At 63.0% G+C, this 13,923-nt stretch carries 8 protein-coding genes and 1 pseudogene; 6 read left to right on the top strand and 3 right to left on the bottom strand.

All coding sequences use genetic code 11. The features are described 5' to 3' along the window. The 3 genes from APH35_RS10930 (at position 1) to APH35_RS10920 (ending at position 3,031) form a co-directional block, all read left to right on the top strand. A complete protein-coding gene (locus APH35_RS10930) occupies positions 1-1,854 on the top strand; it encodes an Lnb N-terminal periplasmic domain-containing protein (RefSeq protein ID WP_060492884.1) in 1,854 nt (617 codons plus the stop codon). 255 nt (positions 1,855-2,109) lie between these two features. Then, positions 2,110-2,466: a hypothetical protein gene (locus APH35_RS10925; RefSeq protein WP_060514794.1), complete on the top strand. Its 357-nt coding sequence runs from the start codon at positions 2,110-2,112 to the stop codon at positions 2,464-2,466. A gap of 67 nt (positions 2,467-2,533) precedes the next feature. Next, positions 2,534-3,031: a GreA/GreB family elongation factor gene (locus APH35_RS10920; RefSeq protein ID WP_012270423.1), complete on the top strand. Its 498-nt coding sequence runs from the start codon at positions 2,534-2,536 to the stop codon at positions 3,029-3,031. Positions 3,032-3,219: 188 nt separating this feature from the next. On the opposite strand, the gene gdhA is transcribed toward APH35_RS10920, so the two are convergent. The 3 genes from gdhA to APH35_RS10905 all read right to left on the bottom strand — a co-directional run bounded on the left by gdhA (position 3,220) and on the right by APH35_RS10905 (position 7,163). Next, positions 3,220-4,560, bottom strand: a complete 1,341-nt coding sequence (gdhA, locus tag APH35_RS10915; RefSeq protein ID WP_012270422.1) for an NADP-specific glutamate dehydrogenase — start codon at positions 4,558-4,560, stop codon at positions 3,220-3,222. 221 nt (positions 4,561-4,781) lie between these two features. Next, positions 4,782-6,449: an energy-dependent translational throttle protein EttA gene (gene ettA / locus APH35_RS10910; protein WP_060494663.1), complete on the bottom strand. Its 1,668-nt coding sequence runs from the start codon at positions 6,447-6,449 to the stop codon at positions 4,782-4,784. Between the two features lie 300 nt (positions 6,450-6,749). Continuing rightward, positions 6,750-7,163 carry a hypothetical protein gene (locus APH35_RS10905; protein ID WP_060514793.1) on the bottom strand — a complete coding sequence of 138 codons (414 nt, stop codon included), beginning with the start codon at positions 7,161-7,163 and terminating at the stop codon, positions 6,750-6,752. Positions 7,164-8,257: 1,094 nt separating this feature from the next. Here APH35_RS10905 and APH35_RS10900 point away from each other — a divergent pair. From APH35_RS10900 to APH35_RS10890, 3 genes and pseudogenes are all read left to right on the top strand, one after another. Beyond that, positions 8,258-11,242 (top strand): annotated as a pseudogene (locus APH35_RS10900) (EAL domain-containing protein); the annotation flags it as partial. A gap of 193 nt (positions 11,243-11,435) precedes the next feature. Continuing rightward, positions 11,436-12,689, top strand: a complete 1,254-nt coding sequence (glyA, locus tag APH35_RS10895; RefSeq protein ID WP_012270418.1) for a serine hydroxymethyltransferase — start codon at positions 11,436-11,438, stop codon at positions 12,687-12,689. A gap of 244 nt (positions 12,690-12,933) precedes the next feature. Then, complete coding sequence (locus tag APH35_RS10890) at positions 12,934-13,887, top strand: arsenic resistance protein (protein WP_060514791.1); 954 nt, start codon at positions 12,934-12,936, stop codon at positions 13,885-13,887. Positions 13,888-13,923: the final 36 nt, after the last annotated feature.

Raw genomic sequence — 13,923 nt, 5'->3', positions numbered from 1 at the left:
ATGCTCAAACGCCTCGCTGCCCTGGCGCTGTGTGCCTGCGCCCCCGTACAAGCCGCGCCCGTGCTGGATCAAGGCCGTCTCCAGCAACTGGCCAATACCCCTTACTGGCTCGCCATTGGTCACTACGAAACCGCCAAGCTCGGCGGCTGGCGCAGTTATGTGGACGATGATGCGTTCTTCCTCGCCGAGGACGGTGCGCATCACCCCGACCAGGAGCTGAAGGCCACGGTCGACGCGCTGTATGCCCCGGCCAGCCTCGGCGACAAGCACGCCCAATGCGTATTCCCGGCGCGTACCCGCTGGCTGCGCGAACAACTCGACCTGCAAGGCTTGCCGCAACCGGACTGCCAGGAATTCAAGACCTGGTACCAGTCGATCGACCCGCACAGCGCCGCGCTGATCTTCCCGGCAGCTTACCTGAACAGCCCGTCGTCGATGTTCGGCCACACGCTGCTGCGCATCGACCAGTCCACCACCCGCAGCGACGACACCACCCTGCTGAGCTACGCGATCAATTTCGGTGCCTACATCGAAGGCAGCGACAACAGCATCCTGTACGCCTGGAAAGGCCTGATGGGGGGCTACCCAGGGCTGTTCGCGCTGATGCCCTACCAGGAAAAACTCTCCGAATACCGCAGCCTGGAAAACCGCGACCTGTGGGAGTACCAGCTGGACCTGACACCCGAGGAAACCGGGCGCATGGTCGAGCACGTGTGGGAGCTGAAGCAGATCCAGTTCGACTACTTCTTCTTCGATGAAAACTGCTCGTATCGCCTACTGGAGCTGCTGCAAGTGGCCCGGCCGAGCCTGGACCTGACGTCACAGTTTCCGCTAACCGCCATTCCCACCGACACCGTGAAAGCCGTGAAGCAGTCCGGCCTGGTCGCCAGTGAGACTTACCGCCCCTCTCGCGAGCGCGAGTTGCTGGCCCGTGCCGAGCCGCTTGACCACAACGAAAAACGCCAGGTACTGGCGGCAAGCGCCGACACCGCGCAGCTGCAAAGCGCCGAGTTCAAGGCCCTGCCCCGCGAACGCCAGGCGCTGGTGCAAGATGCGGCGTATCGCCTGGAGCGGTACCGGGCCAATGGCCAGGAACGCGACCCCGGCCAGGCCAAACGCAGCTTCGAGCTGCTGCGGGCAATCAACGGCAACCCACCGCCGCCCCTGCAAATCGAACGCCCCGGCCTGCCCGAGGATGGTCATGACTCGCGCACTTGGCAGTTGGGCGTGGGCACCCGTGAAGACCGTGCCTACGCTGAATACGGCCTGCGCATGGCCTACCACGACCTGAATGACAACGCCTATGGCTTCCCGCTGGGCGCGCAGATCGAAATTTTGCAACTGAAGGTGCGCCAGTACGAAGGCAACGATTGGCAGGTACAACGGCTGGACCTGGCCACCATTCGCTCACTGACGCCACGCAACGAGCTGCTCAAGCCCTGGTCATGGCAGGTGGCTGGTGGGCTGGAGCGGGTGCCGGGCAAGCACGATGACGAGGTGCTGGTGAGCCATGTGAACGGCGGCGCCGGTGGCACCTGGCAGCTGGCCGACGGTTTGTTGGGCTTTGCCCTGGGCACGGTGCGGGTCGAGCATCACAATGACTTCGCCCAGTTCATCGCCCCAGCGGCGGGGTTCAACGGCGGCCTGCTGTGGCGCAACGGCTTGGGCAACATGACGCTGGAGGCCAAGGGCGACTACTTCACCAATGGCGAAGTGCGGCGCAGCGTGAGCCTGAACCAGCAATGGGAAATCAGCCAGAACCTTGGGCTGCGGTTGAGTGCTTCGCGCGAATTCAGCCATTTGGCTACCGCGCAGAACGAGGTGATGCTGGAACTGAAGTGGTATCACTACTAGCGGGTCGGGCCTGCGCGCTTTTTGTAGGAGCGGCCTTGTGTCGCGATCGGGCCGCAGAGCGGCCCCAGCAATATTTGCATCATCGCTGAAATCCCGGGGCCGCTTTGCGGCCCGATCGCGACACAAGGCCGCTCCTACAGACAGCGCGTCAGGCTGAAAGCTGAGTATCCCAACCAACTCTTTGACACTGTTTTGACACCTCCCCGACAAATCGCCACCTAGACTTTCCACCATCAACGGGAGGGTCTGGTGGTTATGTCGCGGTACTGGTTCGGCGTGTGCATTGCGTTGTTGCTGTCAGGTTGCGAAACCACCCACGAGCAGATGGTCAACCATGGTTATCCCCCGGCCTATGCCGATGGCTTTCAGGACGGCTGCAGCAGCGGTCGCCAGGCGGCCGGGCTGATGGTGGGCGGGTTCAACAAAAACGTGCCGCGCTACCTGCACGAGCGCCAGTACGAAACCGGCTGGGACGACGGCTTCCGCCAGTGCCACGCCATGCAGAACAGTGAAGAACAGCGCGAGTACCACGAGCGCTTCTGGGACCAGCGCGACCGCGAGTGGGAGCAGGAAAAGGACCGTGGTGCCGCCAAGGCCTATCGCCACGACTGAGTCGCAAACGGACATCCCTTGAAACCGGCAGCCTGCCATGATGGTCTCCTGCACAAGGAGCCCCCGCATGAGCCGAGCATTCGTCAACGAAGACCAGGCCGCCGCCCAGGCCGACCAGCCGGTCGAGCGACGCATCAGCGAACAACCCAACTACGTCACTGCCAGCGGACTGCAGCAGTTACAGGCGCGCGTGGCCGAGCTGAATGCCTTGCGCAGTGAACTGCTGGCACAAGGTGAGCGTGGCGACAAGCAGCGGCTGGCCGATACCGAGCGCGACCTGCGCTATTTCAGCGCGCGGGTACAGAGTGCCCAAGTGGTGCCGGCGGCGGCTTCTCGCAGCAAGGTGCAGATTGGTAGCCGGGTGCGGTTCGTGGATGCGCAGGACCAGGAGCATGTGGTGCGACTGGTAGGCGAGGATGAAGCGGATGCTGGGCGTGGATTGATTAACTGGGGGTCGCCGTTGGGGCGGGCTTTGCTGGGTGCGGGGCCTGGGGATGAAGTGGTTTGGCGGCGGCCGGTGGGGGATCAGGTGATCGAGATACTTGAAATTGAGGGTGAAAGCTGAGGGCCCTGGGGGCTGCTTTGCAGCCCTTTCGCGACACAAGGCCGCTCCTACAAGATTGCGCGATCATTCAGGTTGTCGCGGTCCCCTGTAGGAGCGGCCTTGTGTCGCGAAAGGGCCGCAAAGCGGCCCCCTGTAGGAGCGGCCTTGTGTCGCGAAAGGGCCGCAAAGCGGCCCCCAGCAGCCTCAGATCAGACGACGCCCTGAGCCAGCATCGCATCGGCCACTTTCACAAAGCCTGCGATGTTCGCACCTTTGACGTAGTTGATACGGCCATCGGCTTCTTCACCGTAGTGCACGCATGCATGGTGAATCGACTGCATGATGTTGTGCAGCTTGCTGTCCACTTCACCGGCAGTCCACAGCAGGCGCATGGCGTTCTGCGACATTTCCAGGCCCGATACGGCCACGCCACCGGCGTTGGAGGCCTTGCCCGGGGCGTACAGGATGCCGGCGTCCAGGAAGATATCCACAGCTTCCAGGGTGGTCGGCATGTTGGCGCCTTCAGCCACGCAGATGCAGCCGTTACGCAGCAGCGTGCGGGCGTCTTCGGCGCCCAGTTCATTCTGCGTGGCGCACGGCAGGGCGATGTCGCACGGCAGGCTCCATGGGGTCTGGCCTTTGCGGAACTCCAGGCCGAACTGCCCTGCCAGCTCGCTGATGCGGCCACGCTTGACGTTCTTCAGCTCCATCAAGGCGTCCCACTGGGCATCGGTCAAGCCGGCTTCAGCGTACAAGGTGCCTTCGGAGTCAGACAGCGAGATCACCTTGCCGCCCAGGTCCATGACCTTGCGCGCGGCATACTGGGCAACGTTGCCCGAACCGGACACCGCCACGCGGCGGCCGTCGATACGCTTGTCCTGGCGTTTGAGCATTTCTTCGGCGAAGTACACGCAACCATAGCCGGTGGCTTCCGGACGGATCAGGCTGCCGCCGTAGGTCATGCCTTTGCCGGTCAACACCGAGGTGAACTGGTTGGCCAGGCGTTTGTACTGGCCGAACATGAAGCCAATTTCGCGGGCACCCACACCGATGTCACCGGCCGGTACGTCGCAGTCGGCGCCAATGTGGCGGTACAGCTCGCTCATGAAGGCCTGGCAGAAGCGCATCACTTCAGCGTCGCTCTTGCCTTTAGGGTCGAAGTCCGAGCCGCCCTTGCCGCCGCCCATGGGCAGCGAGGTCAGGGAGTTCTTGAACACTTGCTCGAAGGCCAGGAACTTCAGCACGCTGAGGTTAACCGACGGGTGGAAACGCAGCCCGCCCTTGTACGGGCCAATGGCGCTGCTCATCTGGATGCGGTAACCGCGATTGACCTGCACCTTGCCCTGGTCATCGACCCAGGACACGCGGAACAGTACAGCGCGCTCGGGCTCGACCATGCGCTCGAGGATCCCGGATTGCAGGTAGTGAGGGTTGGCTTCAAGGAATGGCCACAGGGTGCGCAACACCTCTTCCACCGCCTGGTGGAATTCCGGTTGGCCAGGGTCACGCTGTTGCAGGCGTGCAAGGAAATTGTCGACAGATTCGATCATGGTAGACATCTCACCGAAGGTTTTGGACTTATTGGTTTTTTCAGGAATGTACCAAGAAGCAATCGCACCGGAATAGGGCGAGATGTCGTTTTTTTGAAATTATTTGGTGCGTTTTATATAAATGTATACAAAATAACCGCCCAGCACCCTGCTTCTGCCTGTGCGGCGGGCACAAAAATGGGGCCACCATGGGCCCCATTCCTGTGCATCAAAAAACCGGCTTACTGAGCCAGCTTCTTGTGCCGTACACGGTGCGGCTGGGCAGCGGCATCGCCCAGGCGCTTCTTGCGGTCAGCTTCGTACTCGGTGTAGTTACCTTCGAAGAACACCACGTTCGAGTCGTCTTCGTACGCCAGGATGTGGGTAGCCACACGGTCCAGGAACCAACGGTCGTGGGAAATCACGATCGCGGCGCCCGGGAAGTCCAGCAGGGCCTCTTCCAGCGAACGCAGGGTTTCGACGTCGAGGTCGTTGGACGGTTCGTCGAGCAGCAGGACGTTACCGCCCTCCTTCAGGGTCAGCGCCAGGTGCAGGCGGCCACGCTCACCACCGGACAGGTCCTTGACGAATTTTTGCTGGTCGCCACCTTTGAAGTTGAAGCGGCCAACGTAGGTACGCGAAGGGATCTCGTAGTTGCCGATGCGGATCTGGTCGGAGCCGTCGGAGATCTGCTGGAACACGGTCTTGGCGCCGTCCAGGTCCTCGCGGCTCTGGTCCACACAGGCCAGTTGCACGGTTTCACCGATCTCGATGCTGCCCGAGTCTGGCTGCTCCTTGCCCATCAGCATGCGGAACAGCGTCGACTTACCGGCACCGTTACCACCGATCACGCCGACGATGGCACCCTTGGGCATGGCGAACGACAGGTTGTCGATCAGCACGCGGTCGCCGTAGCCCTTGGTGACGTTCTTGAACTCGATGACCTTGTCACCCAGGCGCGGACCGGCCGGGATGTAGATCTCGTTGGTTTCGCTGCGTTTCTGGAATTCCTGCGACTGCATTTCTTCGAAGCGCTGCAGACGGGCCTTGGACTTGGACTGGCGGGCCTTGGCGCCTTTGCGCACCCACTCCAGTTCCTCTTTCATGGCCTTCTCGTGGGCGCTCTGCTGCTTGGATTCCTGCGCCAGACGGTCCGACTTGGCTTCCAGCCAGCCCGAGTAGTTGCCTTCGTACGGGATACCGGCGCCGCGGTCCAGTTCCAGGATCCAGCCGGCGACGTTGTCGAGGAAATAACGGTCGTGGGTAATGGCTACCACGGTGCCAGGGAAGTCGTGCAGGAAGCGCTCAAGCCAGGCCACCGAGTCGGCGTCCAGGTGGTTGGTTGGTTCGTCGAGCAGCAGCATGTCGGGGGCCGACAGCAGCAGGCGGCACAGGGCCACACGGCGCTTCTCACCACCAGACAGGTGTTCGATGCGCGCATCCCAGGCCGGCAGGCGCAGGGCATCGGCGGCGACGTCCAGTTGGCGCTCCAGGTTGTGACCGTCGGCGGCCTGCAGGATGGCTTCCAGCTTGGCCTGCTCGGCGGCCAGCTTGTCGAAGTCGGCATCCGGGTCGGCGTAGGCGGCGTAGACCTCGTCCAGGCGCGCCTGGGCGTCCTTGATCACGCTGACCGCTTCCTCGACCACTTCACGCACGGTCTTGGTCGGGTCCAGTTGCGGTTCCTGGGGCAGGTAACCCACGTTGATGTCGGGCATCGGACGGGCTTCGCCGTCGAATTCCTTGTCGACGCCCGCCATGATCCGCAGCAGGGTCGATTTACCGGCGCCGTTCAGGCCGAGCACGCCAATCTTGGCGCCCGGGAAGAACGACAGGGAAATGTTCTTGAGAATTTCCCGCTTCGGCGGCACGACCTTGCTCAGCCGATGCATGGTGTAGACGTATTGAGCCAAAACCAAGCCCTCTAATCAGATAGGTAAAGACATCGACGATCGCCCCGGCAGCATGGCCTGGGGGATGTGTTGGGTGTCATTGAACAAAGTCGACCATTCTACGCCAACGCGCAGCGTTGCATAGGAGGGACCGCCAGTGGGGGGTGGGATCGGTGTGATCCTTGGGGGGGTCTATTGCCTGTTCCGGCCTCTTCGCGGCTAAAGCCGCTCCCACAGGAATATCACTGCCTTCAAGGGCAATACAGCACCTGTGGGAGCGGCTTTAGCCGCGAAAGGGCCGCCGCAGTGGCCGAAGAGGGCTCAGACGTGACGCTGCTTGGCCTTGCCACGCGGCAAACGGCAACGGTCGCTCTGCTCAGCCAGGCGAGAGGCCCAGGCGGACTTCACGCTGAAGCCTGCGCTGAGGGTAGGCTGCTGCTCGGCGCCCTTGGCCACATTAGCCGGCTTGGCGGCCGCAGGCGCCGTACTGACAACCTTGCCAGCAGGCTTGGCCGCAGCCACGGCAACGGCCGGCGCAGCTGCCGCCTTGGCGGTCTTGCGCAGTTCAGCCAGCGATGGGGCCTTGCTCTTGGCGGTGGCAGCCGCGTCTGGTTTGACCAGCGAACGCTGGCACGATTTGCAGGATACGTCCTCGGTCACGGCAGTGCTGACAAGGGTCTGACTGCTGCGCCCACAGGCGGAATCGAGGCCATTGGAGGAAAAGTGAGTAACCAAAACCGAACATCTCCGATGCGTTGTCATGTGAAGCGGGCGCTATTCTCGCACAGGTTGCAGGGGCTTGCCGAACCACCGGGCAGGCACCATCGGTCAACATGGCTGGCACTTTGCCATAATCCTAGGCATGCTAGCCGGTTTCGGGTGTCCGGCCTTATAGTGCGCCACCGCGTCGCAACAACCAGGCACCGGCATACACCGTGCATGATCCTTCCCTGCCATCGCCAGCCCAATCGCAGGATCAACGCTTGACCAACCTTACTCATCCGTCGTCATTGCGTACCGCGCAACAAGCGCCCGCCGTTACCCTGCGCGGGTCGATCAAGGGTGCGCTGGCACTGTTGGCCCTGATTCTGCTGGGCCTGCTGCTGTGGCAACTATTCGCCCAGTTCAACCATACCCAGGCCGACCTGCGCAAACAGAGCCTGGACGCCACCGCGGAACTGGCCGACCACCTGAGCCTGAACATGGCGTTCAAGGCGCAGCAGGCAGTGAATGTGGTGCAGCCCTATGTCAATGCACCGACACCCGCTGCCCTGCCGAGCCTGGTGGACACCCTGCGCGAGCGCCTGCCTGCCTTGCAAAGCGTGGCCTGGCTGGACAGTGCCGGGCAACTGCGCGTCGACAGCCTGGCCGGCAGCCCGGACCGCCAGTTGCTTGACGAACTGCTAACACTGAACCAGGGGCGCCCGTACTTCTTCACCAATTCGGCCGACAACCGCACCCTGTATCTGTTGCTGCGCCAGGCCGCCGAACAGGACCGTGGCTACTGGTTGCTGCGCCTTTCACCGGACTACTACCGCGAGCTCACCCTCCACCTCGATGGTGGCGGCCACCCGCTGTGGCTGCTGGAGAACAGCCGCAGTGGCGAGGTGCTGCAGAGCCACGCCCCAACCGATACCAGCAACGCGCCGCTGCAAAGCGTGATGCTGGCCTTCATCGACAACAGTACCTGGCAGTTGCGCGGCCTGTTCGACGCCGAGCTGGCCCAGCAAAAGTTATTGCCGGCGCTGATCGGCAAATGCCTGCTGGTGCTGTTTTGCGCCCTGCTGCCGGTGCTGGCGCTGATCAACATGCGCCGCCGCCAGCGCGCGCTGCAGGAAGACCGCCGGCGCTATCAGGAAATTTTCGAAGGCACCGGCGTGGCCCTGTGCGTGCTCGATTTGTCCAGCCTGCCCAGCCAGCTCGACCGCTACCACCTGCGCAACCGCGCTGCGCTCAAGCACAGCCTGGCGCTGGACCCGAACCTGCGCCGCTCGCTACTGCTGGAGCTGAAGATCACCGAGGTCAACCAGGTGGCGCGCCAACTGCTGAACATCGAGTGCCACGAAGGCGCATGGCAGCGGCTGATCGACGGCACCGGCGATGGCCGCGACAGCGTCGGCATGCAGCTGATCGACGCACTGATCGAGCAACGCCAGCTGCTTGAGCTGGAAGTGCGCCTGCCGGCACCGCTGGGCGGCGAACTGCACCTGTGGTTGATGGCGCGCCTGCCGCAGCAGCGCCGCGACTACCAGGCAGTGATCCTCAGCATCAGCGACATCACCAGCCGCAAACAGGTCGAGCTGTCGCTGCTGGAGCGCGAAGGCTTCTGGTCGGACGTGGTGCGCACCGTACCCGACCAGTTGTACGTGCAGGATGTGCTGAGCCAGCGGATGATCTTCAGCAACCGCCACCTCGGCCAGACCCTGGGCTACGACCGTACCGAGCTGGCACAGATGGGCGACCGCTTCTGGGAACTGCTGCTGCACCCCGAGGATGCCGCGCACTACCAGGCCCTGCGCCAGCAACAGCGCGACAGCGGCCATGACCAACCGCTGCACTGCCAGTTGCGCTTCCGCCACCGCGACGGCGGCTGGCGCTGCTACGACATTCGCGAGCAGGTGCTGACCCGCGATGCCGAAGGCCTGGTGACGCGCATCATCGGCGTGGGCAAGGATGTGACCGTGCAGATCGAGGCCAGCCAGTCGCTACGTGACAGCGAGCAGCGCTACCGCATGCTCGCCGAAAGCATCAGCGACGTGATCTTCTCCACCGACAGCCTGCTCAAGCTCAACTATGTCAGCCCCTCGGTACAGAGCGTGCTGGGCTACCAGGCCGACTGGATATTCGCCAACGGCTGGCAGTCGATCATCGCCAACCCGGCCCAGCTCACCGGCATCTACAGCCTGATGGAGCGCGTCAGCAAAGCCATGGGCGACCCATCGCAACTGGCGCAACTGCGCAGCCAGCTACCGACCCAGCTGTTCCTGTTCGACTGCCTGCGTGCCGATGGCCGCAAGATCCCCATCGAGCTGCGTCTGGTGCTGGTGTGGGACGATGACCAGCGCTTTGAGGGCGTGCTTGGGGTGGGCCGCGACATCAGCCAGCAACGCCGTGCCGAAAAAGACCTACGCATGGCCGCAACGGTATTCGAACACTCCACGTCGGCGATCCTCATCACCGACCCGGCCGGCTACATCGTCCAGGCCAACGAGGCGTTCAGCCGCGTCAGTGGGTACGCCGTCAGTGAAGTGCTCGACCAGTTGCCGGGCATGCTCACCGTCGACGAACAGCAGGAGGGCCACCTGCGCTATGTGGTCAAGCAACTGCACCAGCGCGGCAGTTGGGAAGGCGAGGTGTGGCTCAAGCGCCGTGACGGCGACCACTACCCGGCCTGGGTGGGCATCACGGCGGTACTGGACGACGAAGGCGACCTGGCCAGCTACGTGTGCTTCTTCACCGACATCAGCGAGCGCAAAGCCAGCGAACAGCGCATCCACCGCCTGGCCTACTACGACGCCCTCACCCACCTGCCCAACCGCACGCTGTTCCAGGACCGTTTGTACAACGCCCTGCAACAGGCCGAGCGGCAGAAGGCCTGGGTGGTGCTGATGTTCCTCGACCTCGACCGTTTCAAGCCGATCAACGACTCCCTCGGCCATGCCGCCGGCGACCGCATGCTCAAGGACATGGCCCTGCGCCTGCTGGCCTGCGTGGATGACGACGACACCGTGGCACGCATGGGCGGCGACGAGTTCACCCTGCTGCTGCAACCGCGCCCCACCCGCGAGATGGCCCTGAACCGCGCCATCCATGTGGCCGAGAACATTCTCGGCAGCCTGGTGCGGCCGTTTGTGCTGGAAAACCGTGAATTCTTCGTCACGGCCAGTATCGGCATCGCCCTCAGCCCGCAGGATGGCAGCGAGCTGAGCCAGTTGATGAAAAACGCCGACACCGCCATGTACCACGCCAAGGAACGCGGCAAGAACAACTTCCAGTTCTACCAGGCCGAAATGAACGCCAGCGCACTGGAGCGCCTGGAGCTGGAAAGCGACTTGCGCCATGCCATGGAGCAGAACGAGTTCATCCTGTACTACCAGCCGCAGTTCAGCGGCGACGGCAAGCGCCTGACGGGCGCCGAGGCCCTGCTGCGCTGGCGCCACCCAACCCGTGGTCTGGTGCCACCGGGCGACTTTATCCCGGTGATCGAAGAACTGGGCCTGGTGGTGGACGTGGGTGACTGGGTGCTGCGCGAGGCCAGCCGCCAGCTCAAGGCCTGGCACAAGGCCAAGGTGCGGGTACCCAAGGTGTCGGTGAACATATCGGCGCGGCAGTTCTCCGACGGGCAACTGGGCACGCGGATTGCCAATATCCTCGAAGAAAGCGGCCTGCCACCGGCATGCCTGGAGCTGGAGCTGACCGAAAGTATCCTGATGCGCGAAGTGAACGAGGCGCTGCAGATTCTTGCCAGCCTGAAAAACCTCGGCCTGAGCATTGCGGTGGACGACTTCGGCACGGGTTACTCGTCGCTCAACTACCTCAAGCAGTTCCCCATCGACGTACTGAAGATCGACCGCACCTTCGTCGACGGCCTGCCCGAAGGCGAGCAGGACGCGCAGATCGCCCGGGCGATCATCGCCATGGCCCACAGCCTCAACCTGGCGGTAATCGCCGAGGGCGTGGAAACCCACGAACAGCTGGAGTTCCTGCGCGAGCATGGCTGCGACGAGGTGCAGGGCTACCTGTTTGGGCGGCCGATGCCGGCGCATCAGTTCGAAGCGCAGTTCTCCAACGAGACCCTGTTCATGTTCCATTGATGTGCCAGCGATGGGGCGCGCGGCGCCCCTGAAAATGGACCTTAGAGTCAACTCATGGATCTACGCAGCCCAGACACGGCGCGGGATGCAACATGAGCCCCATTGGTCCGCGACTTGATGCCACTTCATATGCCAGCCGCGAATCAATCGGTTAGAATGCCCACCCAAATTACCCCGATCCTTGAGGACCGCCATGTTCAGCCGTGATTTGACCATTGCCAAGTACGACGCCGAGCTCTTCGAAGCCATGCAGCAAGAAGCCCTGCGCCAGGAAGAGCATATCGAGCTGATCGCTTCGGAAAACTACACCAGCCCGGCCGTCATGGAAGCTCAGGGCTCGGTCCTGACCAACAAGTACGCCGAAGGCTACCCAGGCAAGCGCTACTACGGTGGTTGCGAGTACGTCGACATCGTCGAGCAACTGGCCATCGACCGTGCCAAGGAGCTGTTCGGCGCCGACTACGCCAACGTCCAGCCGCACGCTGGCTCCCAGGCCAACGCTGCCGTCTACCTGGCCCTGCTGTCGGCCGGTGACACCATCCTGGGCATGAGCCTGGCCCACGGTGGTCACCTGACCCACGGTGCTTCGGTAAGCTCGTCGGGCAAGCTGTACAACGCCATCCAGTACGGCATCGACGGCAACGGCCTGATCGACTACGACGAAGTCGAGCGCCTGGCTGTCGAGCACAAGCCAAAGATGATCGTTGCCGGCTTCTCGGCCTACTCGCAGGTTCTGGACTTCGCCCGCTTCCGCGCCATCGCCGACAAGGTCGGTGCCTACCTGTTCGTCGACATGGCCCACGTTGCCGGCCTGGTTGCCGCTGGCGTGTACCCGAACCCGGTGCCGTTCGCCGACGTGGTCACCACCACCACCCACAAGACCCTGCGCGGCCCACGCGGCGGCCTGATCCTGGCCCGTGCCAACGCCGACATCGAGAAGAAGCTGAACTCCGCTGTGTTCCCGGGCGCCCAAGGCGGCCCGCTGGAGCACGTCATCGCCGCCAAGGCCATCTGCTTCAAAGAAGCCCTGCAACCTGAGTTCAAGGCTTACCAGCAGCAAGTCGTGAAGAACGCCCAGGCCATGGCCAGCGTGTTCATCGAGCGTGGTTTCGACGTGGTTTCCGGTGGCACCCAGAACCACCTGTTCCTGCTGTCGCTGATCAAGCAGGAAATTTCCGGTAAGGACGCTGACGCTGCCCTGGGCAAAGCCTTCATCACCGTGAACAAGAACTCGGTCCCGAACGACCCACGTTCGCCGTTCGTCACCTCGGGCCTGCGTTTCGGCACCCCAGCCGTTACCACCCGTGGTTTCAAGGAAGCCGAGTGCAAGGAACTGGCTGGCTGGATCTGCGACATCCTGGCTGACCTGAACAACGAAGCGGTGATCGACGCCGTACGTGAGAAGGTCAAGGCCATCTGCAAGAAGCTGCCGGTTTACGGCAACTGATTGGCGCCAGCCTGAAGTGAAAAAGCCCGGCCCAGTGCCGGGCTTTTTCGTTTTTCATGAACCAGATTCGCTGACCTGTCGCGGTCCCTGTGGGAGCGGGTTTACCCGCGAAGAAGGCAACGAGGTGAATGGCACCGGCTACGCCGGTGTTCGCGGGTAAACCCGCTCCCACAGGTAATATGCTTGCCTTCAGTACTTGGGCCCAGTCCAAGCTGATTCCCCATTACCAACCACAGGCCACACCTTGACCAGAGAACAACTCGAGACCCACCAGATCCCGATCTACTTCGCTGCCGTGCTCGCCGCCGTTGCCTTCGGCTTGGTGGCCACTGACAGCGCGCGGTATCTGGAAGCCGTGGTCACCCCGGCCATTGCCGTGCTGATGTACGCGATGTTTCTGCAAATCCCTTTCCTCGACCTGCGCCAAGGCCTGGGTAATCGCCGTTTCATGGGCGCCCTGCTGCTCGCCAACTTCATTCTTGTGCCGCTGTTGGTCTGGGCGATCACTCGCGGGTTGGTCGAGCACCCGGCGATTCTCGTCGGTGCCTTGCTGGTGCTGCTCACGCCCTGCATCGACTATGTGGTGGTGTTCACCCACATCGGCAAAGGCGACTCGCGCCTGACCCTGGCCGCCACCCCGGTGCTGTTGCTGGTACAGCTGGCAATGCTGCCGATCTACCTGGCCCTGATGCTGGGGGCCAACAACAACGTGGTGATTTCCATCACCCCGTTCGTGGAAGCCTTCGTGCTGCTGATCGTGCTGCCCATGCTGCTGGCCGTGCTCACCAGCCTAGGTGCCCGCCGTTCACGCACCGTCGCAACCTGGAACGACGCCTGGGCGTGGTTGCCCGTTCCGGCGATGGCCTTGGTGCTGGTGGTAGTGATCGCGTCGCAGATAGCCGTGGTGCTGCGTGATTTCGACCGTTTGCTGCCGGTGATTCCGGTGTACGTCGGCTTCATGCTGCTGGCGCCTGTGCTCGGGTTCGTCTGCGCGCGGCTGCTGCGCCTGCCGGCCACCGAAGCACGCTCGGTAACCTTCAGCGCCGCCACACGCAATTCGTTGGTCGTATTGCCGCTAGCGTTGGCGCTGCCGGAAGACATACGCGGGTTGGCGGCAGCGGCGGTGATCACCCAAACGCTGGTGGAGCTGGTGAGTGAGCTGGCTTATGTGCGAATGGTGCCTCGGTTGGTGCGTTGACACCGGCACCCGCAATACCAGCGATGGGCCGCAAAG

This window comes from Pseudomonas sp. NBRC 111132 (genome assembly GCF_001320565.1).
In the GTDB taxonomy this organism is placed as follows: Bacteria; Pseudomonadota; Gammaproteobacteria; order Pseudomonadales; family Pseudomonadaceae; genus Aquipseudomonas; species Aquipseudomonas putida_P.
Note: the sequence above shows the minus strand (reverse complement) of the source record. Positions and strands in the feature narration are given on the sequence as shown.